Below are 21,405 nucleotides of genomic sequence, written 5' to 3' on the forward strand. Positions count from 1 at the left end.
TCAGACAATAATGCCGTCGATCTGAGCAACGGTGTGAATATCTTTATCGCCACGACCAGACAGGTTAACAACCAGTATCTGATCTTTGTCCATATCAGCTGCCATTTTCATCGCATGAGCTACAGCATGACTCGACTCAAGCGCGGGCATTATGCCCTCTACCTGGGTCAGGGTACGGAATGCATTCATAGCCTCATCATCGTTGATAGCAACGTACTCCGCCCGGCCTGCATCTTTCAGCCACGCATGCTCTGGCCCAACTCCCGGATAATCCAGCCCGGCAGAGACAGAGTGAGTACCAATAATCTGCCCGGCATCATCTTCCATCAGATAGGTACGGTTTCCATGCAACACACCCGGACGGCCGGCACAGAGCGGCGCAGCATGAGCGCCTGTTTCCAGACCATGACCGCCGGCTTCAACCCCGATCATACGCACGGTCTCATCTCCGATGAATGGGTGGAACAGACCGATCGCATTGGAGCCACCACCCACGCAGGCAACGAGAGCATCCGGTAAACGACCTGTCTGCGCAAGACACTGCTGGCGCGCTTCACGGCCGATCACCGCCTGAAAATCCCGAACCAGCATTGGGTAAGGATGAGGACCTGCGGCGGTACCGATGATGTAGAAGGTGTTGTCGACATTGGTTACCCAGTCACGCATCGCCTCGTTAAGCGCATCCTTAAGGGTGCGGGTGCCGGACTCAACCGGAATGACCTCTGCTCCCAGCAGCTTCATGCGATAGACATTGAGCTTCTGTCTCTCGACATCCTCAGCGCCCATATAGACCTGACACTCGAGGCCCAGACGCGCAGCAACGGTTGCAGACGCTACACCATGCTGGCCCGCGCCTGTCTCGGCAATAACACGTGGCTTACCGGTATACTTCGCCAGCAGTGCCTGACCGATGGTGTTATTTACCTTGTGCGCGCCGGTATGATTAAGATCTTCTCGCTTGAGATAGATCTGTGCGCCGCCTACCTCACGCGATAACCGTTCAGCATGGTACAACGGCGACGGGCGGCCGACGTAGTAAGCCAGGTCCTTATCAAACTCGGCCTGAAAATCAGGGTCGTTTTTAAGCTTTTCGTAGGTTTGCTCAAGCTGAGACAGCGCAGCCATCAGCGTTTCGGATACAAAACGACCGCCGTAGGGTCCGAAATGGCCTGAACTATCAGGCAACTCTTTCATTGCTGCCAGATCAAATTTGGTCGACACGACTAACCTCTTGAACAAATTTTATTATCTTATCTTTGCACTTAATGCCTTTCGCAGCCTCAACGCCGCCACTGACATCAACAGCATAGGGCTTCACCTGGCTCACTGCCTGAGCAATATTGCCTGGCACCAGGCCGCCAGCCAGAATCACTGACTTCGCTAAAACCGAAGGAATGCGATCCCAGTCAAAGGATTCGCCGGTTCCGCCCGGCACGCCGGGACGATACGCATCAAGCAAAATACTCTGGGCCGAATCATACTGCTTGCAGACCAACGCCAGATCTACATCCGGCTTCATCCTCACCGCCTTGATGTAAGGCCTTGAGAACTGCTGGCAAAACTCTGCAGTCTCATCCCCGTGAAACTGAATCAGATCAATACCCGTCTGATCGATAACCTGCTGAATCTGTTCCCTGTCAGCATCCACAAAAAGAGCGACAGTGGTTACGAAAGCCGGGAGTGAACGAATAATCCCGGCAGCCTGTTCAATCCCGACATTTCTCGGGCTGGGCGGATAAAACACAAAACCGAGGGCGTCCGCGCCTGCCGAGACCGCATTCTGCGCATCTTCTACGCGGGTAATGCCGCAAATTTTAATTCGGGTACGAGCCACTGAGATCTTTCCGTAAATCGTTGAATAGTATCAGAACGACAGAATAAACGTTAGTCCAGAGCCTGCAAGAAATAGGGCCCGATCTCAGACGCCGGCAGATCAAACTCTTCAGGATATTTTACATCCACAAAGTACAATCCAAACGGTGGAGCAGTCACGCCTCCCTGTCTTCTGTCCCGCGCCTCCAGCACCTCGCGCGCCCAGTCAGGTCCTGCATCGCCACAACCGACCTTCATCAGTACACCTGCAATATTGCGGACCATATGATGAAGAAATGCATTGGCGGTAACGTCAATCACGATAAGATGGCCGCTCTTATATACATCCAGCCGCCGCACCTCTCTCACAGGGCTTTTCGCCTGACACCCGACCGCCCGGTAGGAGGTAAAGTCATGCTCACCGATCAGGTGATGGGCGGCCCGGTTCATGCGCCCCACATCCAGCGTACGATGAGTCCAGGTCACTCCCTTACCTAGCAAAGCCGGCCGCACTGGCGCGCTATAGATCAAATAGCGGTAACGCCGCTCCCGCGCAGAGAAACGCGCATGGAAGTCTGCGGAGACCGGCACCGCCCAGCGAATCGCGATATCATCCGGCAATCGCGTGTTTGTACCGTAGATCCAGCCACGTTCGTCACGCTCAGCACGGGTATCGAAGTGAATAATCTGATAAGTGGCATTGACACAGGAATCTGTCCGCCCCGCACAGACCACCGATATAGGTTCATTCGCTATTGAGGACAGCGCTTTTTCCACCATCCCCTGCACACTGGCAACGCCGCCGTTCTTCTGCACCTGCCAGCCGTGATAATGGGTCCCCACATACTCAACGCACAGAGCCCAACGAGTGAGGGCGGCATCAGCCGCCCCTTCTTCCAATTTAACGTCTTCGGACATTACCTAACCAATCTCTTGCAACAACTTCTGCGCATCCTGGCGCTGCTGGTCACTGCCTTCGTTCATTACTTCCTGCAAGATTTCACGCGCACCCTCATGATCATCCATATCGATATAAGCGCGTACTAAATCAAGCTTGGTATCATTTTCATTGGTTGCCTCTAACAGGCTCCAGCCATCAACTTCTTCATAGGAAAGCCCCTCAGTCAGCGACGATTCCTCAAGCTCAACTGCCGCCCCGGAGTCTGCGAGAATATCCTCAAGCCCAGCCTCATCCGCTACCAGGTCATGCGCAATGTTGGCGGTCAACTCTTTGGTAACCGCCTGACTGCTCATTGTCTTTTCAGCAAGCGTTGCAGAACCCAACTCAGCCACCGGCAGCTCAATATCCTGCAACGCTTCAGTATCAGTCAGATCATCGTCGAAGTCAGTTTCATCGCCGGAGATTTCAGCAAGCAGAGCATCAAAATCTGCGTTTTCCTCGACTATTTCTTCATCCAGCAAGGCATTCAGGGCATCTTCTGCAGATTCGGACTCTGCACCACTCTCTTCGAGTTCCAGCCCCGAAAGCTTGGCCAGCTCCTGCTCCAGATCAGATACTGCGCCATCAATATCCGACGATTCCGAATCAGCAGGGTCCACATCCAGTTCACCCGAGCCCAGAAGCGCCTCAAGCTCCGACATTGCCTCAGCCTGATCCATCGCTGGCTCAAGCTCGCTTTCGCCTGCCGCCTGCCCGAGGAGATCATCGATCTCGGAAGGCGCCTCTGTCGCCGCAGCAACGTCATCGCCAAAGTCAGGCGCAGACTCAGTTAGCAGATCAGACAGATCCGGTTCGCTTTCACCCTCTGCACTTTCCGCCAGTAACGCGTCAAGATCAGACACTTCATCGCCGGTGCCTGATACTTCTTCCGGCTCATCAGCCAGCAGCGCATCCAGATCAGCGTCACCCAGCATTTCGAGCTCGGCTGATTCCTGGATATCAGCAGCTTCCAGATCGGTTTCAAAAGCCTCCAGGTCAGGAGGGACAGCAACTTCAGCTCCACTCTCAGCTACATCTTCAATCTCGAACGGGGACTCAGTACTGTCTGCATCCCCCAACAGCGAGCTAAGCTCTGCATCATCACCTGCGTCCTCCAGCTCCGCCGCCGACAGGGTTTCAAGGTCAAGCAGATCATCCAGCCCGTCACCGGCGTCACCGGCGACAGAGTTCAGCAATGCATCAATATCATCCTGGCCTTCAGCCGTTACGGACGGCTCTTCGGCCTGCAGGACATCGTCAACAAGCGCGTCGACATTGTCATCACCGACTCCCGCCAGCAGGGAATCAATATCATCCTGCCCCGTCAGCAGGTCTTCATCTTCGATAGAAAGCGCATCAGGCTCTGCGGCTGAAAGCTCTTCCAGCTCTTCATCCATTCCAGATAACAGAGCATCGATATCATCCTGAGCACTGCTTTCAGGCGCATCATCTTCCAGCGCAGAATCGACGTCGTCGAAGTCCATGCCAAGATCGGCAAAGATGTCCTCTTCCGGCAACTCGAGATCATCCAGCGGATCGGCACTCCCCGCCGGGTCAGATCCGACAACATCATCCAGCCCACCGTCCAACAGAGCGTCAAGGTCGGCTGCATCGACATCAGTACCGTCGAAAGCGTCAGCCTCGCCAAGGATCTCATCCAGCGGATCTGCTCCCCCGGCACTGCCCAGAGTCTCGGTCTCGGCCGCAATCTGATCGGCTACAGCCTCAGTCTCTTCATCGAGCCCGAGGTCAAACTCAATATCATCAAGCCGGCTCTCATCCGAAGCCTCATTCAGCAGGTCACCAAGCGCGTCATCTGCCACGTCGGTCGCAACCTGATCAGATTCGGAAAGCTCCAGATCCATATCAAGATCAAGATCCGCTACCTCTTCCAGATCAGACAGATCAGCCATATCAGAGTCAGCTTCAGCCTCAGCCAGATCTTCAGCGTCGTCCGCTTTATCTGTCGCTGCAGCCTCTTCAGGTTCATCAATGGCGCTCATCTTCAGTTCGCCAGGCACCTGCACCAGGCCGGAATCGTCTTCCGCAGCATCTTTCTTACGTTTACGCAGCAGCATAAACAGACCACCGCCCAGCAACGCGAGAAGAGCGCTACCGATACCTGCCAAAGCAACAGGTGAGGTAAGATAGTCCAGAATACCCTTACCTGAATCCGTTGCAGCCACCTCTTCTTTATCAGCCAAAGCCGCCTGCAACTGCGCAATTTCACCATCTTTTACATTGAGCAGCTTCTGCAATGTTTCCAGATGCTCGTCAATCGCATCCAGACGCTTTGACAGCTGAGCATTCTCACGACTGGCGCTATCGGCATTTTCCAACGCTTCATTGAGGCGGGTCTGTAATTCCTGATTACGCTGGGTCAGCGCCTCAATCTGCTTATCCTTTTCACTACCGTCACCTGAGGCGGCCGTATCGCTCACGGGTTCTTCAGACCCCGGAGCCGTTATCGTCAGCTTGCCCACACCCGACTCAGCCTGAGGCGCAACTTTCTTAGCGGCGGGTTTAGACTCACGTTTTGGTGTGACTGCCGGCGCCTTATTACTCTTGCCCTGTTTCCACAGACGGGTCTGGCGACGTACCTCGGCTACCGCCTGCTGATGGGTCAGTGCCTGCACCTCTTGCAGCGATGGCAGATCCAGCACTACCCCGGCTTTAAGGCGATTGAGGTTGTTATCAAAGAAAGCCTGGGGATTCTTTTTCTGCAACGCCACCATCATCTGGGTCGGTGTTACACTGCCATCCGGCCGGTGTTTCTCTGCCAGACGCCACAAAGTCTCATTTACACCGACATAGATCTGGTTGGCAGAGCGGGCCCGGGTACGGATATTGTCGACGGCCTTGCCGGGACGGGGCGGAATATCAACAGGTTGCCCCTGACGAATCGTAGCCACATCCATTTGCGCGCTTACGACCGGCTGAACCGTGCGTCGAATGGGGGCAGGATTGAATACCGGCGGGTCGAGCAGTACGGTATATTCCCTGACCAAACGTCCATTTGGCCAGTTAATTTCTACCAGGAAACTCAGGAACGGTTCTCGTACGACTTCGTTCGAGGTTAGTCGGACTATGCCTGTACCATCCGGCCTGACCTGAACCTGAAAACGCACATTGGAAAGAAAGCGGGATCTCTGTAAACCGGCGAGGGCAAACTCATCGACATCAGCCATTCTGGGCTGAATCTGCAATGGTTTTAACGTCCTTACCTGGACTAACTCTATTTCTGCGCTCAAGGGCTCATTCAGGGCCGACTTAACTTTGATTTCGCCAAGCCCCAATGCATTTGCATTGGTTACGCCTAGTGCCCCTGCTATTGCGAGGCTAATAGCGAGTTTACGCAGCATCATTAAATTCCTTGTGACATCCTTCCGATATACTCACAACTACAGGTTTCCGAGTTTTGAGCCCGCGAAAAGTATCAATTAAAACTCTATAACCGGTCAAGCAACTAAAACAAACGTTTGAGTCCCATCGACATCCTGTCTGGCGCGGCATTGCATCCCAGCCCACGACCAGTAATAAAAACCCTACAATAGTATATCGGCAGCCACGAAAAATCTTGCAGTAGCCTTTGATTTTTCTAAGAAATCAGGGCGAATTTAGATAACGATCAACGTCAGCGACAAATTCCGGGCAATAAAAAAGCCGATTCGTCCTGAAACGAATCGGCTTCTGGTGTCCTGAGATATATCAGTCCGCCAACAGTATACGCAGCATCCGGCGCAGAGGCTCTGCGGCCCCCCACAGCAACTGATCACCCACACTGAAGGCATTGAGGAACTCGTCTCCGAGATTCATCTTACGCAGACGTCCTACCGGCACGCTCAGAGTTCCGGTTACCTTGGTAGGCGAAAGCTCTGCTGCCGTAATATCACGTTCGTTTGGAATCACCTTAACCCAGTCATTCGCCTCGGCGAGCATGGACTCGATCTCATCCAGAGGAACGTTCTTTTTCAGCTTAATGGTGAACGCCTGGCTGTGACAGCGCATGGCACCAATACGCACACAAGTACCATCGATCGGCACCGGATTATTATCCAGCCCCAGGATTTTGTTCGTTTCTGCGAAAGCCTTCCACTCTTCGCGGCTCTGTCCGTTATCCAGCTTGGTATCGATCCACGGGATCAGGGAACCGGCCAGAGGCACACCGAAGTTATCAACGGGCATGGATTCACCACGAATGGTCTCTGCCACTTTGCGATCGATGTCCAGAATTGCACTGGCCGGGTTCGCCAGCTCAGCCGCAACCGAATCACGAACGATCCCCATCTGGGAGATCAGCTCTCGCATATGACGTGCACCACCACCGGAAGCAGCCTGATAAGTCATGGAGGTCATCCATTCAATCAGGTTCGCCTGAAACAGACCACCCAGCCCCATCAGCATCAATGAAACGGTGCAGTTACCACCGACATAGGTCTTAACGCCTTTGCTGAGACCGTCTTTGATGACATTCATATTGACCGGATCCAGAACAATGATGGCCTCATCATCCATTCGCAGCGAAGAGGCCGCATCGATCCAGTAACCCTTCCAGCCAGCTTCACGCAGTGGACCGTAGACTTCTTTCGTGTAGTCACCGCCCTGACAGGAAATAATGGCATCCATCTGCTTCAGCTCATCAATAGAGCGCGCATCTTTCAGCGCCGGAATGGTTTTACCAATATCCGGGCCAGCCTGTCCTACCTGGGATGTGGTGAAGAAGACCGGCTCTTCGATATGATCGAAATCACGCTCTTCCTGCATACGTTGCATCAACACGGAACCAACCATTCCGCGCCAGCCAACAAAACCTACACGTTTCATTCTTTTCACCAAAAACTGGATATCTACATTGACAAAATCGGCCCCTGACAGAGACCGACTTAAGATTATGCTACAACTTACACTCTGTGGCTATCAGCCTTTCAGAGCAGCCACAACCGCATCACCCATCTCGGAAGTGGATACCTTTTCGGCACCTTCAGACCAAATATCAGCTGTCCGCAGGTTCTGATCCAACACATTACTTACTGCAGCCTCAATACGATCGGCAGTAGCGCCGGCGCCCAGCGAGTATCGCAACATCATGGCAGCAGACAGAATAGTCGCCAGCGGGTTAGCAATACCCTGCCCTGCGATATCCGGTGCTGAGCCATGACAAGGCTCATACATACCCTTACCGTCCACATCCAGGGATGCAGACGGCAACATACCGATCGACCCGGTCAGCATCGCCGCCGCATCAGATAGGATGTCGCCAAACATATTACCCGTCACCATCACATCAAACTGTTTAGGCGCACGTACCAGCTGCATCGCAGCATTATCCACGTACATATGGCTCAGTTCGACATCCGGGTATTCTTTGGCCAGCTCTTCCATAATCTCACGCCACAGCACTGTCACTTCCAGAACATTGGCTTTATCGACGGAGCAAAGGCGCTTGCCACGCTGACGAGCGGCTTCAAACGCGACGCGACCGATACGACGAATTTCATGCTCGTCATATACATAGGTATTGTACCCCTCGCGAATGCCGCCTTCCTTTTCACGCACGCCACGCGGCTGGCCGAAATAGATACCACCGGTCAGCTCACGCACAATCAGGATATCAAGACCGGATACGACTTCAGGCTTAAGCGTTGACGCCTCTGCCAGCTGAGGATAGAGGATAGCCGGACGCAGGTTACCGAACAGCCCCAGTTGAGAACGAATACCCAGCAACCCCTTCTCCGGACGAATCTGGAAATCAGGATTTGTGTCCCACTTTGGCCCGCCAACGGCACCCAACAGAATTGCATCAGCGGCCTTGGCGGCATCCAGTGTTGTTTCTGGCAATGGCACGCCATCAGCATCAATAGCACTTCCGCCTACCAGCGCTTCACTGAACTCCAGTCCGAGCGCGTCCTGCTCATTCACCAGCTCCAGTACACGACGCGCCTGAGCAACAATTTCAGGCCCGATACCATCACCCGGCAGGATCAATACGTTCTTAGCCATCTGTTCTTATCTCCATTCCTGATGGCAGGCAGCTGCCATCGATCAAATCCAGTTACTTAATTGCGCCAAACAACCACGGAGCCTGCTGCTTACGCTTATCTTCGTAGGCGCGGATATCATCTGCGTGCTGCAGTGTCAGACCAATATCGTCCAGACCATTTAACAGGCAATGCTTTCGGAACTCATCAATTTCAAAGGCGATTTCCTCACCGGCAGGCGTGACCACCAGCTGTCGCTCCAGATCAACAGTGAGCTGATAGCCCTCCGTCGCCGCAACCTCCTTAAACAACTGCTCAACGGTTTCATCACTTAACACAATCGGCAGCAGGCCGTTTTTGAAGCAGTTGTTATAGAAGATTTCAGCAAAGCTCGGAGCAATAACCGAACGAATGCCGAAATCTTCCAGCGCCCAAGGCGCATGCTCACGACTGGAACCGCAACCAAAATTCTCACGGGCCAGCAGGATACTTGTACCCTGATAACGCGCCTTGTTCAGTACGAAATCTTCGTTCAGTGGACGGCCGGTACATTCCTGATCCGGCAGCCCTTCATCAAGGTAGCGCAACTCATCAAACAGATTCTTACCAAAGCCGGAGCGTTTGATCGATTTAAGAAACTGTTTTGGAATAATCATATCGGTATCGATATTCGCCCGATCCATCGGCGCGGCAATACCCGTATGCAGTGTAAATTTATTCATTTGGCTCGCCTCCGATACCTTACTTAATCAATTCACGTACATCTACGAAGTGCCCTGCGACGGCAGCAGCAGCGGCCATCGCCGGACTTACCAGATGGGTACGCCCACCAAAGCCCTGACGACCTTCGAAATTACGGTTAGAGGTAGAAGCGCAGTGCTCGCCATTACCCAGTTTGTCCGGGTTCATCGCCAGGCACATTGAGCAGCCCGGTTCCCGCCACTCAAGTCCGGCATCAGTGAAAATCTTATCCAGCCCTTCTTTCTCGGCCTGCTCTTTCACCAGCCCCGATCCCGGCACAACCAGTGCCTGAATAATATTCTCCGCCACCTTACGACCTTCAACCACTTTGGCAGCATCGCGAAGGTCTTCAATACGGGAATTTGTGCAGGAACCGATAAATACCCGATCAAGCTTAATGTCAGTGATCTTCTGATCTGCCTCGAGCCCCATGTACTGCAACGCCCGATTGATGCCATCGATCTTAACCTGGTCGGTTTCGTTAGCCGGGTTTGGCACCTGATCACCGACGCCGACCACCATCTCAGGAGACGTGCCCCAGGTTACCTGCGGCTCAATTTCAGCACCATTGATGACGACCACTTCATCAAACTCAGCATCCGTATCGGAAACCAGATCTTTCCAGGCTTCAACCGCCTGCAGCCACTGCGCTCCCTTAGGCGCAAAGGCCCGACCTTCAACATAATCGACCGTCGTCTGATCCACGGCAACCAGACCAACACGGGCACCGGCCTCAATCGCCATATTACATACAGTCATACGGCCTTCCATCGACATATTACGGAAGACGTCCCCACCGAACTCGATCGCATAGCCGGTTCCGCCCGCCGTGCCGATCACACCGATCACATGCAGCACAACATCTTTAGGCGTAACACCGATTCCCAGCTCGCCATCAACGCGAACCAGCATATTCTTCATTTTCTTGGTGATCAGGCACTGAGTTGCCAGCACATGCTCAACCTCTGAAGTACCCACACCATGAGCCAGAGCTCCCAGGGCACCCAGGGTCGCCGTATGGGAATCACCACAAACCGCGGTTACGCCCGGCAGAATCGCGCCTTGCTCAGGGGCCATCACGTGGACGATGCCCTGACGCTGGTCGTTCATTTTGAACTCGAGAATGCCAAACTCATCACAGTTGCTATCCAGAGTTTTCACCTGAATCCGTGAAACCGGATCGGCGATCTGATCGACACCGGCAGAACGCTCGGTGGTTGGTACATTGTGATCAGGAGTCGCGATATTGGCATCAATTCGCCACGGCTGACGGCCAGCCAGACGCAGCCCTTCAAATGCCTGTGGCGACGTCACTTCATGCAGTACCTGACGGTCGATATAGATCAGGGAACTTCCATCTTCATTCTGTCGAACCAGATGCGACTCAAAGAGCTTGTCGTAAAGCGTTTTACCGGCCATCTATCTCACCTCACTATTCTTATTTCCCAGACATCCATGCGATGACGCCGGGAGTTTGAAAGCATCCTATCCCACCATTTCGCACAAAACAAATTCATTATTTTTATTGTTTGAATTCCAAATCGGAATAGAAAATAATACAGGGATTCTCCCCACTACTCCTGATGACCGCTATGGATACACACACACTTCAGGCCTTCGTGGCTGTTGCCGAATCCAGTTCTTTCTCCCGTGCAGCCAGCCAGCTTTTCCTCACACAGTCGGCCATCAGCAAACGTATTGCACAGCTTGAGGAACAGCTGGATAGCAAGCTGTTTGATCGCATCGGCAGACAGATCAATCTGACCGAAGCCGGCAAGGCCCTGCTTCCCCGCGCCAACCAGATCCTGCTTCAGCTTGATGACGCCAAACGCGCAATCAGCAATCTTTCCGGCGAAGTTACCGGCACCCTGTCACTGGCCGCCAGCCACCATATCAGCCTCCATCGCCTGCCTCCGGTATTGCGGGCCTTCAACCAGCATTACCCGAAGGTAAAGCTGGATCTGCGGTTTGAAGAATCTGAAGTTGCCTATGAAGGGGTGCTTAAAGGCGACCTGGAGCTGGCCCTGATCACGCTGGCTCCCTCGCCCGATAAAAACATCGAATCTGAAACCGTATGGAAAGACCGCCTTTGCTATATGGTCGCCAGAACCCATCCCCTGGCGGCGCGCGAGCGGGTATCCCTGGCCGAACTGACGGACTACCACGCCATACTGCCGGACCAGAACACCTTCACCCGCCAGCTGGTTCAGGCCCTCTTTGCCCGCCATCGACTTAACCTGAATGTCAGCATGTCCACCAATTACCTTGATACCATCAGGATGATGGTCAGCATCGGACTCGGCTGGAGCCTGTTGCCTGCAAATCTCATCGGCAACGACCTGCAGGTTCTTCAGGTTGAGGAGGAGTCGGTCGAGCGGGAGCTTGGCATCATTTATCACCGCGACCGCACACTTTCCAATGCGGCAAGACATCTGGTAGAAATGCTGCGACAGCAGTCCGAAGCACCAGTGTGAGAAATACCAATCTAAGAAGTACGAATGTAACCGCCCCCTTGATGTAATAAGATAACACTTCGCTCAGTATGGAGATGCGATTTTGGCAGAAGAGCTTAAGCAATTAGCGGATCAGTTCCTGCAGCTACAGCAGAGATGCTGGGAGCTGGCGCTGTCCCCTGCCTCGCTGCCAGACGATGCACCGGAGAATGGCTCCACCCGAAGCTCAAACGAATACCAGCCAAACGAAATATCCAGAACACTTTTCGATGCCCACGCGCGCTTACTACAGACTCTGAGCAACAGCGATAAAACGCTATCTCCGGAGACGCTGGCAGACCACTTCCAGAACATCACTTCCCCGGCGCTAAGCAGACTCTTATTGGAACAATGGCAATTACCGGCCTCACTGGCGACCGCCATCACAAAAGAGCAGCCCGGCAGCGAAAATCCGAGTCAGGATAAAGCCCCCCCCGACCCGCTCGCCACACTGATCAGAGGCACAGCCAGCTTCGCTCCGGCCTGCAATCGTTTCAATCAGGCACTGGCCCGGTACTTGACACACCTTGAGGCGATAAACCAGCACACCCTGCATAACCTGGAACAGGCTCTGAAGGAGTCCGGGCAGCCCGGTAGCGGCCTGGAACTCGAATCGCTCTGGACCGATTGCTATGAAGAGGCCTACCGGCAACAGGTATTCAAACCTGCCTATCAAAAGGATTACGCGGAACTCTGCAACAGCTGTACAGAGATGAAAGAGAGCTTCAACAGCCAGCTGGAAACAAGCCTATCCGGCTTGGGCATGGTCAGCAGCGCCACGTTCAGACAGAACCTTATTCGACAACAGCAGCAGAAAAAAGCCATGCGCAGGATGCAGCAGAAGATCAGGACACTGCAAGAGCAGCTCGATACTATGAGCCGGAGCCATCAACACCAACTGGCCGAATTCGATAGTGAACGCAGCATACTCAGGAACGAACTTAAAGCGCTGCGCGAACTGGTCCTCGACCGGGGAACTAAATGAGCAATACCAGCCAGGACCAGCAGCTGCTGGATTACCAGCTCAAGCTAGGTCAGGCACTGCGCAGTATCGCCGCCATCGATACGATCGATGTTGCCCCTACGCCGCGCACACTGATCTATCAGCAGGATAAGCTGCGTCTTTATCATTACAAAGGCAAGGCCGTTACATCCGGACAACCCCCACTCCTGATCTGCTACGCGCTGGTCAACCGCCCCTACATACTGGACCTTGACTCAGAACGCTCTTTCATCGCCCATCTGCTGCAACACCGCTCCGATATCTACCTGATCGACTGGGGCTATCCGGACGCCCTCGACTACGCCCTGGACCTCGACGATTACATCAACGATTATCTGGACCACTGCGTCGAAGCGACACAGACGCACTGCGATCATGACTCGGTTGACCTGCTCGGCATCTGCCAGGGCGGCACTCTCAGCCTTTGCTATACCGCACTGCATCCGAAAAAGATCCGCAAGCTGATTACCATGGTTACACCGGTAGATTTCAATACCTCCGATAACCTGCTATCCCACCTGGCAGAAAAGATCGACATATCCGCCCTCAGCCGCGCGTACGGTAATATACCCGGGCAGATCCTGAATGGCCTTTTCTCATCCCTTATGCCGGCCAGACTGGGTATCCACAAAGCAATACAGGCCCCTGCAAGAATGCAGACCCCGCAGCAGGCACTGTCCTACCTCCGCATGGAGCGATGGATCAATGACTGCCCCGATCAGGCTGGCATGGCTTTCGAACAATTTATCCGCACATTTTTCCAGCAAAACGGCTTTATTAACGACTGCGTCAGTATCGGCGAAGAACGTGCCTGCCTGAAACAAATCACTCAGCCCCTGCTCAATATATTCGCCAGCCAGGATCACCTGGTTCCGCCATCCGCCTCACGACCACTGAAGGAGCTTTCGGGATCAGCCGATTATACCGAGATTGAGGTCAATAGCGGTCATATAGGCCTCTTCGTATCCGGCAAGGTCAATCAACAGCTATGCCAGCAGATTGACCACTGGCTAAAGAGTTAAGCGCGCTACGACAACCCGTACCTGACAACCGGATTCCGCCATAAAAAAACCGCCTGATGGCGGTTTTTTTATAGAAATCTATACAGACAGCGCATGGCTGCAGTGCGATCGACGGGATTATTTCTTATCGCCATCAGGCTCTTTAGGAGTCGGCTGTTCCGGTGCGCCATCTTCACTTCCGGGCTGGCCTGGCTGGCTGAACATATTCCACATCGCCATATTCTGATCGGCAATTCGATTCATCATGGTCAGCGGGTTAGCGGCCCCCATCATCGTCTGCATCTGCTCACGTATACGATCCTGATGCTCAAGGAACGATGCGATACTCTGTTCGAGGTACTGGCTCATCATGCCCTGCATGCTGTCGCCATAGAAGCGGATCAACTGTTGCAGCACCTGATTGGTCAGCAAGGTACCATGACCCTGCGCTTCCTGCTCACTGATAATCTGTAGCAGAATATTCCGCGTCAGATCATTTCCGGTTTTGGAGTCTTCGACTTTGAACGGCTCACCGCTAAGCACCAGCTGCTTTACGTCTTCCAGCGTGACATAGCAGCTTCGTGAAGTATCGTACAACCGACGGTTGGTATATTTTCTGAGGATTCGCACTGTAGGGCTCTCTCTTCCGTTCTTCCGTTATCCTTGCCGTCAAACATGACCGTCAGTCCGATTCACGGTCTGCAGACTGATAGCCGTTTGCCATCATGCCGAGCATTATTTTTTGCAGCGCATCCATCGAACCCATGCCGCCCGACAGGTAGGGCTTAAACAGCGTAAGCGGGTCATATCCCTCTACACCTGAAGCCATCTGTTCACGGATCTGCTCGATCATGTCCTGATGCAATCCGGCAACGTCCGGCAGACCAAGCAGCCGCCGCACCTCTTCAGGCGTTACTTCCACATCCATCTTGAGCTTCACGAGCACCCTCCTGCGCTGACGCGTTTAGTATTTACCTTACACCATTCCCACCGCACTGCAAAATAGTCACGGGCCACTTTGCTGCAGTTTTTCCGGATAGATCCAAACCATTGCCAGCACTATAGCAACCAGACTGACAGAGGCAGCCAGCATAAAGGTCGCCGTAGCACCTGCAGCATCCCACATCACACCGGAAACAAGTGCACCTAGCGCACCTCCTGCACCAAAACCGAAACTGGAGAACAAAGCCTGCCCCTGACCCTGGGTTGAGGGTGAGAAATAGTGATGCACCAAATGAATACCGACGGCATGTAAACAACCAAAGGTGGCAGCATGCAGACTCTGCATCAGCAGCATCAGCAAAAGGTGCTCTGGAAACAGACCAGTGAGCGTCCAGCGAATTACGCAGAGCACCAGACTGCAAAGCATAATTGCCCTGACACCATAACTGGCAATAAGCCGGTGCATCACAATAAAGATCAACACTTCCGCTACAACTCCGACAGACCATAACAGCCCGATCTCTCCCCGGTCGTAACCCAGCCCCTCCATCATTACGCTATAGAAAGTGTAATAAGCACCGTGACCAAACTGCACCAGAAAACAGATAACAAAGAACGCAATCACCTGGGGACGCAGCAACAGCGCCATAAAATCCCCTTTAGAGGGCCTGGCGCTGAGTTGTTCGGGCTCAGGCACCAGCAGCGTATTGAGCCAGATCATCAGCATCAGCAACAGCAGGATCAGCGGCAATTCGGATACAGCTACCCGGTCCAGCAGATAGCCGACTCCGGCAACGGTAAAAATAAATCCGACCGAGCCCCACAGGCGTATCTGGCTATAGCGCTCCCTTTGCTCTCCCAGCCAGCTCAACGTCACCACTTCAAACTGGGGCAATACAGCATTCCAGAAAAAACTGAAAAGCAGCATCACCAGCGCAATGCCAAGCGGCTCCTGCTGCCAGAATATCGCCGAAAACGCCAACAGGGTGATCAGCGCACCAAAACGCACGATCTTCAGCCGCTGCCCGCTGCGATCCGCCAGCCATCCCCACAGATTCGGCGCGAAGATACGGGTCGCATGCAGGATTGCCATCAGCGCTCCGATGGTAAACGCATCAAACCCGAAGCCGTGTAGGTACAGACTCCAGTAGGGCACCAGCGCGCCCAGCAAAGCAAAGTAGAAAAAGTAGAAGCCAGAAAGGCGAAGATAGGGAACGCGGGTGTACATCAGATCGCTGCACCAAATCCGACCAACAAATACTGCACAAAGCAGACAATAAAAAGCCGACAGATCGTCGGCTTTTGGTTTCCGTTATCAGGCGTCGTCAAGCGCATCCCGTATAAACTGCGGTAGCGCAAAGGCGCCCTGATGCAACGCCGGGTTATAGTAGCGACTCTTAAAGCCAGCCGCCTTAAAGCGCTGCTCAAGCGTTTCCAGTGATACCTGGCGCAGGGATGCATCGTCGCTACCCCATGCCAGCGTCATCACGCCCCCGATATAGGTAGGCACAGCAGCCGCGTAGAAGGACTGATCCGTGAAGTAAGGACTCAGACGACGACGTGTGGTCACTACTTCATCGATCTGCATATAGGCCACGCCGTTCTGAGCAACAAAGATCCCGCCATCATTCAGGCAGCGCTTACAGTTCTCATAGAACTTGCTCGAGAACAGCACCTCGCCAGGCCCCACTGGGTCGGTGCAGTCAGAAATAATGACATCAAACTTTTCATCAGTGGTGCTGACGTATTCAATACCATCCGCAATAACGATATTGGCGCGGGCATCATCAAAGGCACCGTCAGAATGACCCGGCAGGTATTCTTTACACATGTCGATGACTGCCTGATCGATCTCGACCTGTGTTACATGCTCAACTTCCGGGTGCTTGCATACTTCGCGCAGAATGCCACCGTCACCGCCACCAATGATCAGTACACGCTTAGCATTCCCATGTGCAAACAGCGGTACATGGGTAAGCATCTCGTGATAGACAAACTCATCCTTCTCAGTCGTCTGAATAATGCCATCCAGCGCCATCACAGTACCAAACATGCTGTTACGAAAAATGATCAGGTGCCATGAATCGGTCTGCTGCTCGAACAGCACTTCATCAATATCAAAGCTCTGACCGTAACCGTCATAGAGTTTTTCTGTATATACGTTTGCCATCAGTTGTTCTTCACTATGCAAATCAATAACGAAAAGTGCCCGCACAAGACGGGCACTCAGGAATAATTCTATTGCCCCGACCCACTCAGGCGATCACCGGCACCCCGGATACGACATCGGCATTCTGACCCCGGTTCCGCATAAAATGGTCCAGCAATACAATTGCAACCATCGCTTCAGCTATTGGCGTCGCACGAATCCCGACACAGGGATCATGCCGCCCTTTAGTCACGACTTCAATCGGCTCACCACGGGTATTGATACTGTTACCGGGCAGGCGCAGGCTCGAGGTTGGCTTAAGCGCGATATGGGCGACAATATCCTGACCGGTTGAGATACCGCCAAGGATGCCTCCGGCATGATTGGAGTTAAAACCGTCCGGCGACATTTCGTCGCGATGCTCAGTCCCCTTCTGCGAGACAACGGCAAAGCCATCTCCGATCTCCACACCTTTTACGGCGTTGATACTCATCAGTGCATGAGCCAGCTCGGCATCAAGCCGGTCAAAAATCGGCTCGCCCAGCCCGACCGGCACGCCGGACGCGACGACAGAGACCTTAGCTCCGACAGAATCCCCCTCTTTACGCAGGGCATCCATATAGTCGGCCATCTCTTCTGCTTTCGCTGCATCCGGACAGAAGAAGGCGTTGTTATGCACTTCGTTCCAGTCAAAGTTTGCCGGATCGATCGCCAGCGGCCCAAGCTGAGATAGGTAACCCTTAACCTCTACACCCTTGGCTGCCAGCACTTTTTTGGCAATAGCTCCAGCCGCCACCCGCATCGCGGTTTCACGGGCTGACGAACGACCGCCGCCGCGATAATCACGGAATCCGTACTTCTGAGTGTATACATAGTCAGCATGTGCCGGCCGGAAAGTTTCGGCGATATTAGAGTAATCCTTTGAACGCTGGTCTGTATTTTCGATCAGCAGACCGATAGAAGTACCGGTAGTCTTACCTTCAAACACACCGGAAAGGATCTTCACCTGATCCGGCTCACGACGCTGCGTGGTATGACGGGATGTACCCGGCTTGCGTCGATCCAGATCGCGCTGCAGATCGGCTTCTGAAAGCTCGATACCCGGAGGGCAGCCATCGACGACACAACCCAGGGCCGGCCCGTGGCTCTCTCCGAAGGTACTGACTGTAAATAATTTGCCGAAACTGTTTCCTGACATTGCCTATGCCCTGTTCCTGAAAATTAGGGAAGCCAATTATAGCGCCCCTATCAAAGTTCGTCGCGAACGCCGTTAAATTAGCTCGCGGTGCTGCTTGAGCTCTTCTGCGGTGATGGCAAACACTCCGTTGCCACCGTGCTCAAGCTCTATCCATACCAGAGGTAACTGCGGAAACTTGCTCATCAGATGCACTTCGCTGTTACCCACCTCGACCACCAGCAAGCCATCGTCCGCCAGATAATCAGAGGCTTCGCGCAAAATCCTGCGGGTTATATCCAGGCCATCATCGCCAGAACCCAACGCCAGCTCCGGCTCATGATGATACTCCTGCGGCATACTGCTGAGGTCGTCAAGATCAACATAGGGCGGGTTGCTGACGATCAGATCATATTTCTCGCCCGCCAAACCATCGAGAAGATCGCTGTAGCGCGGAATAACCCGGTCCTGTAACTGATGACGCTCAATATTGATCTCGGCGACAGCCAGCGCATCCAGAGAGATATCGACCAGATCAACCTCCGCCTCTTCAAATGCATAGGCGCAGGCAATACCAATACAACCGCTGCCCGTACAAAGATCCAGAATCCGGTGCACAGGCCCTTCGCGCAACCAGGGCGCGAACTGTTGCTGGATCAGCTCGCCGATTGGCGAGCGCGGAATCAACACCCGCTCATCGACAAAGAAAGGCAGATCGCAATACCAGGCTTCATTCGTAAGATAGGGCAGTGGCACGCGTTCAAAGATCCGCTTTTCGGCGAACTCCAGTACCCGCTGCTTCTCGCTAAGCGTCAAGCGGGCATCGAGGACGCTGTTATCCATATCCCATGGCAGGTGCAAGGCACCCAGCACCAGCTGAACAGCCTCATCCCACGGATTGTCTGTGCCGTGACCAAAGAACACCCGGTGCTCATTAAACCGGCTCATGCACCAGCGGATATAGTCGCGTATCGTCTGGAGCTCATCCAGAATCTGGTCTTGATCATTTATCATGGCAGCGCGGATAATAACCTTCAATGCGGTCGAAAAAGGGCCGCTATGTTAATGAATATTGTAGTGGAAAGCCATGTCAGACTATCCAGATCTGTCGCCGGACGACGATATAGACTTCAGTGAGGCGATGCAGGGAATTACGCGACACCATCATGATCGCGCCGACCTGAGTAAGCCCGCACCGGTCGATATCAGCATCGAATATAAACGCAGCCAGGCAATTCGGGAGGAGGAGAAGGTTATCGATGACCTTTCCAGCGAAGCGGTCGGGCTGGTCGAGTCCAACGAGGAGCTGCTGTTCGTATCCCCCGGTGTTCAGCTCCGCCTGATCAAACGCCTTAAGCAGGGCCATGTTCCCTGGGAAGCGGGACTGGACCTGCATGGGTACAGCATTGATCAGGCGCGGGATCAGGTCAGCCACTTCCTGCGCGATGCACGCCGGCAGAATATGCGCAGCGTGATTCTGGTCCATGGAAAGGCTCATACCCAGGCAGGCAAGTCCCCCCTGATCAAATCCTATGTCAATGAATGGTTGCGCCGCTTCCCCGGCGTATTGGCGTTCTGCTCTGCTCAGCCTAAAGACGGCGGTACCGGCGCTGTCTACGTCCTGCTTAAACGCGACAGCTAAAATAGACAACGGTATCCCTTTACCTTGACGATCTGATGACGTACCTTTAACGGCTTTTTAAAACCCGACCTGTTTCGTAGGATTAGTTGATGGAAAACGCATTTGCCAAAATCATTTCCGAACTGGGTGAAGATCTTGACCGTGAAGGCCTGAAAGATACACCTAAGCGCGCCGCCAAGGCTATGCGCTACCTGACACAAGGATACGAGCAGTCGCTCGAAGAAGTTGTGAACGGTGCTATGTTCCCATCAGATAACAGCGAAATGGTTATCGTCAAAGATATCGAGCTGTACTCACTGTGCGAGCACCATATGCTGCCATTCATCGGCAAGGCACATGTTGCATATATCCCGCAGGGCAAAGTAGTCGGCCTTTCAAAAATTGCCCGTATCGTTGATATGTATGCGCGTCGCCTGCAGATCCAGGAGAACATGACCAAGCAGATCGCCGAAGCGATTCAGGAAGTCACTGATGCAGCCGGTGTTGCGGTGGTTATCGAAGCCAAACATATGTGCATGATGATGCGCGGCGTCGAGAAACAGAACTCCAGCATGAAAACCTCAATGATGCTGGGTAGTTTCCGTGACAACCCGGCAACCCGTGCGGAATTCTTCTCTCTGGTTAGCTGATCTACCCCGCACCACCATTCTCCAGTGCGTCAAGCTGCTCTCTGGCAATTTGACGCCCTACTTCAATCACCTCCGCAGCACGATGAAACTCATAGAAGCTACATAGGTCCGAAGGAATCTCCACCACCAGGTCAGGCGGATAGCCGGCAATCTTGTATTGCGAAAGACTTGCCTGCATAACCTCAACAGAATCCAGCAGCACATCAATCCGGCCACCGATTCGCGGCCCCAGCCGGGTCTTGCCGGCAGCCTTAGCGCCCCTGCCATTCGCCGAACGCCATACATCTGAGAACCCGGAACGATCCACCACTTCTTCAGCAACGATTTTCGGACGCCCCAGCTCAGCATCCTTAGCATTCAGGTTAACCGCTATGATCAGGTCAGCGTGCGCGGCTACGGTGGGAATAATGGGAAGGGGGTTAAGCACACCTCCATCGACCAGCACTTTGTCGCCTGACACAACCGGCGTAAAGAAACCGGGTACAGAGATAGACGCCCGCATGGCCGCCTGCAATGATCCCCGCTGAAACCAGACCTCTTTCTGGCGGAAGATATCGGTCGCCACGGCGGTATAGCTTAACGGCAGATCTTCAATCAGGGGATCGCCCACGATCTCTCGAATGCGTGTGAACAGGCGCTCACCTCTGATGGTACCTCTGGTCAGCGCAAGATCAAGCAGGCGAAAAATGTCCATTTTTCCCAGACTGGTAACCCAGTCCTTATATTCGTGCAAACAACCAGCCGCATAGACTCCGCCTACCAACGCGCCCATCGAGCTGCCCGCTATGCAGGTAATTTCATAGCCACGACGCTGCAGTTCCTCGATTACGCCAATGTGCGCATAACCGCGTGCGCCCCCACTCCCCAACACCAGAGACACGGTGGTTGCCATAGATCCCTCC

Annotated in this window: 20 protein-coding genes; 5 read left to right on the plus strand and 15 right to left on the minus strand. The window is 53.6% G+C overall.

What is annotated here, in order from left to right; translation table 11 throughout:
• The 8 genes from trpB to leuC form a co-directional block, all read right to left on the minus strand.
• On the minus strand, positions 1-1,194 hold the full coding sequence (trpB, locus tag Q354_RS0119675) for a tryptophan synthase subunit beta (RefSeq protein WP_036230901.1): 1,194 nt from the start codon (positions 1,192-1,194) through the stop codon (positions 1-3).
• Between the two features lie 10 nt (positions 1,195-1,204).
• The gene (locus tag Q354_RS0119680) at positions 1,205-1,834 is read right to left on the minus strand and encodes a phosphoribosylanthranilate isomerase (RefSeq protein WP_027859100.1); all 630 of its coding nucleotides are present in this window, start codon (positions 1,832-1,834) and stop codon (positions 1,205-1,207) included.
• Between the two features lie 50 nt (positions 1,835-1,884).
• Positions 1,885-2,730, minus strand: coding sequence for a tRNA pseudouridine(38-40) synthase TruA (gene truA, locus Q354_RS0119685; protein ID WP_027859101.1), 846 nt, complete (start codon positions 2,728-2,730; stop codon positions 1,885-1,887).
• A 3-nt stretch (positions 2,731-2,733) separates the two neighbouring features.
• Positions 2,734-6,117 (minus strand): FimV/HubP family polar landmark protein, encoded by a 3,384-nt coding sequence (locus Q354_RS0119690; RefSeq protein WP_084332678.1) that lies wholly within the window; start codon positions 6,115-6,117, stop codon positions 2,734-2,736.
• Between the two features lie 343 nt (positions 6,118-6,460).
• A complete protein-coding gene (asd, locus tag Q354_RS0119695; protein WP_036230811.1) occupies positions 6,461-7,576 on the minus strand; it encodes an aspartate-semialdehyde dehydrogenase in 1,116 nt (371 codons plus the stop codon).
• Positions 7,577-7,669: 93 nt separating this feature from the next.
• Complete coding sequence (gene leuB / locus Q354_RS0119700) at positions 7,670-8,752, minus strand: 3-isopropylmalate dehydrogenase (protein WP_027859104.1); 1,083 nt, start codon at positions 8,750-8,752, stop codon at positions 7,670-7,672.
• A 52-nt stretch (positions 8,753-8,804) separates the two neighbouring features.
• Positions 8,805-9,452 carry a 3-isopropylmalate dehydratase small subunit gene (leuD, locus tag Q354_RS0119705; RefSeq protein WP_027859105.1) on the minus strand — a complete coding sequence of 216 codons (648 nt, stop codon included), beginning with the start codon at positions 9,450-9,452 and terminating at the stop codon, positions 8,805-8,807.
• Positions 9,453-9,471: 19 nt separating this feature from the next.
• Entirely contained in the window at positions 9,472-10,890 is a 1,419-nt protein-coding gene (leuC, locus tag Q354_RS0119710; protein WP_027859106.1) for a 3-isopropylmalate dehydratase large subunit, read from the minus strand.
• 173 nt (positions 10,891-11,063) lie between these two features.
• Here leuC and Q354_RS0119715 point away from each other — a divergent pair, with 173 nt between their 5' ends.
• The 3 genes from Q354_RS0119715 to phaC all read left to right on the plus strand — a co-directional run bounded on the left by Q354_RS0119715 (position 11,064) and on the right by phaC (position 13,988).
• Positions 11,064-11,945, plus strand: a complete 882-nt coding sequence (locus tag Q354_RS0119715) for a LysR family transcriptional regulator (RefSeq protein ID WP_027859107.1) — start codon at positions 11,064-11,066, stop codon at positions 11,943-11,945.
• Positions 11,946-12,027: 82 nt separating this feature from the next.
• Positions 12,028-12,948 (plus strand): poly(R)-hydroxyalkanoic acid synthase subunit PhaE, encoded by a 921-nt coding sequence (locus Q354_RS0119720; RefSeq protein ID WP_027859108.1) that lies wholly within the window; start codon positions 12,028-12,030, stop codon positions 12,946-12,948.
• Positions 12,945-13,988, plus strand: a complete 1,044-nt coding sequence (gene phaC / locus Q354_RS0119725) for a class III poly(R)-hydroxyalkanoic acid synthase subunit PhaC (RefSeq protein WP_027859109.1) — start codon at positions 12,945-12,947, stop codon at positions 13,986-13,988. The genes Q354_RS0119720 and phaC overlap by 4 nt, the downstream gene beginning before the upstream one ends.
• A gap of 117 nt (positions 13,989-14,105) precedes the next feature.
• On the opposite strand, the gene phaR is transcribed toward phaC, so the two are convergent.
• From phaR to prmB, 6 genes are all read right to left on the minus strand, one after another.
• On the minus strand, positions 14,106-14,597 hold the full coding sequence (gene phaR / locus Q354_RS0119730; RefSeq protein ID WP_027859110.1) for a polyhydroxyalkanoate synthesis repressor PhaR: 492 nt from the start codon (positions 14,595-14,597) through the stop codon (positions 14,106-14,108).
• 52 nt (positions 14,598-14,649) lie between these two features.
• Positions 14,650-14,907, minus strand: a complete 258-nt coding sequence (locus tag Q354_RS0119735) for a DUF6489 family protein (RefSeq protein WP_027859111.1) — start codon at positions 14,905-14,907, stop codon at positions 14,650-14,652.
• A 66-nt stretch (positions 14,908-14,973) separates the two neighbouring features.
• Positions 14,974-16,137 (minus strand): MFS transporter, encoded by a 1,164-nt coding sequence (locus tag Q354_RS0119740; RefSeq protein ID WP_027859112.1) that lies wholly within the window; start codon positions 16,135-16,137, stop codon positions 14,974-14,976.
• A gap of 87 nt (positions 16,138-16,224) precedes the next feature.
• Positions 16,225-17,079: a polyamine aminopropyltransferase gene (gene speE / locus Q354_RS0119745; protein ID WP_027859113.1), complete on the minus strand. Its 855-nt coding sequence runs from the start codon at positions 17,077-17,079 to the stop codon at positions 16,225-16,227.
• An 85-nt stretch (positions 17,080-17,164) separates the two neighbouring features.
• A complete protein-coding gene (aroC, locus tag Q354_RS0119750) occupies positions 17,165-18,256 on the minus strand; it encodes a chorismate synthase (RefSeq protein ID WP_027859114.1) in 1,092 nt (363 codons plus the stop codon).
• A 72-nt stretch (positions 18,257-18,328) separates the two neighbouring features.
• Positions 18,329-19,246, minus strand: coding sequence for a 50S ribosomal protein L3 N(5)-glutamine methyltransferase (gene prmB, locus Q354_RS0119755; protein ID WP_027859115.1), 918 nt, complete (start codon positions 19,244-19,246; stop codon positions 18,329-18,331).
• A gap of 73 nt (positions 19,247-19,319) precedes the next feature.
• On the opposite strand from prmB, the gene Q354_RS0119760 reads away from it, so the two are divergent.
• Together Q354_RS0119760 and folE are read left to right on the plus strand one after the other, a co-directional pair.
• Positions 19,320-19,874: a Smr/MutS family protein gene (locus Q354_RS0119760; protein WP_027859116.1), complete on the plus strand. Its 555-nt coding sequence runs from the start codon at positions 19,320-19,322 to the stop codon at positions 19,872-19,874.
• A gap of 89 nt (positions 19,875-19,963) precedes the next feature.
• Positions 19,964-20,503 carry a GTP cyclohydrolase I FolE gene (gene folE / locus Q354_RS0119765; RefSeq protein WP_027859117.1) on the plus strand — a complete coding sequence of 180 codons (540 nt, stop codon included), beginning with the start codon at positions 19,964-19,966 and terminating at the stop codon, positions 20,501-20,503.
• Between the two features lies 1 nt (position 20,504).
• Here folE and Q354_RS0119770 read toward each other — a convergent pair whose 3' ends face one another.
• A complete protein-coding gene (locus Q354_RS0119770) occupies positions 20,505-21,395 on the minus strand; it encodes a patatin-like phospholipase family protein (protein ID WP_027859118.1) in 891 nt (296 codons plus the stop codon).
• Positions 21,396-21,405 lie beyond the last annotated feature (10 nt).

Source organism: Marinobacterium jannaschii DSM 6295 (genome assembly GCF_000620085.1).
GTDB lineage: Bacteria > Pseudomonadota > Gammaproteobacteria > Pseudomonadales > Balneatricaceae > Pontibacterium > Pontibacterium jannaschii.

Bases quoted from the DNA above. Each gene is read 5' to 3' on its own strand.
- Q354_RS0119770 (WP_027859118.1), bottom strand. From the start codon at position 21,395: ATGGCAACCACCGTGTCTCTGGTGTTGGGGAGTGGGGGCGCACGCGGT.
- prmB (WP_027859115.1), bottom strand. From the start codon at position 19,246: ATGATAAATGATCAAGACCAGATTCTGGATGAGCTCCAGACGATACGC.
- leuB (WP_027859104.1), bottom strand. From the start codon at position 8,752: ATGGCTAAGAACGTATTGATCCTGCCGGGTGATGGTATCGGGCCTGAA.
- Q354_RS0119760 (WP_027859116.1), top strand. From the start codon at position 19,320: ATGTCAGACTATCCAGATCTGTCGCCGGACGACGATATAGACTTCAGT.
- trpB (WP_036230901.1), bottom strand. From the start codon at position 1,194: ATGAAAGAGTTGCCTGATAGTTCAGGCCATTTCGGACCCTACGGCGGT.
- Q354_RS0119740 (WP_027859112.1), bottom strand. From the start codon at position 16,137: ATGTACACCCGCGTTCCCTATCTTCGCCTTTCTGGCTTCTACTTTTTC.
- aroC (WP_027859114.1), bottom strand. From the start codon at position 18,256: ATGTCAGGAAACAGTTTCGGCAAATTATTTACAGTCAGTACCTTCGGA.
- leuD (WP_027859105.1), bottom strand. From the start codon at position 9,452: ATGAATAAATTTACACTGCATACGGGTATTGCCGCGCCGATGGATCGG.
- Q354_RS0119690 (WP_084332678.1), bottom strand. From the start codon at position 6,117: ATGATGCTGCGTAAACTCGCTATTAGCCTCGCAATAGCAGGGGCACTA.
- truA (WP_027859101.1), bottom strand. From the start codon at position 2,730: ATGTCCGAAGACGTTAAATTGGAAGAAGGGGCGGCTGATGCCGCCCTC.
- Q354_RS0119715 (WP_027859107.1), top strand. From the start codon at position 11,064: ATGGATACACACACACTTCAGGCCTTCGTGGCTGTTGCCGAATCCAGT.
- phaC (WP_027859109.1), top strand. From the start codon at position 12,945: ATGAGCAATACCAGCCAGGACCAGCAGCTGCTGGATTACCAGCTCAAG.
- leuC (WP_027859106.1), bottom strand. From the start codon at position 10,890: ATGGCCGGTAAAACGCTTTACGACAAGCTCTTTGAGTCGCATCTGGTT.
- folE (WP_027859117.1), top strand. From the start codon at position 19,964: ATGGAAAACGCATTTGCCAAAATCATTTCCGAACTGGGTGAAGATCTT.
- asd (WP_036230811.1), bottom strand. From the start codon at position 7,576: ATGAAACGTGTAGGTTTTGTTGGCTGGCGCGGAATGGTTGGTTCCGTG.
- speE (WP_027859113.1), bottom strand. From the start codon at position 17,079: ATGGCAAACGTATATACAGAAAAACTCTATGACGGTTACGGTCAGAGC.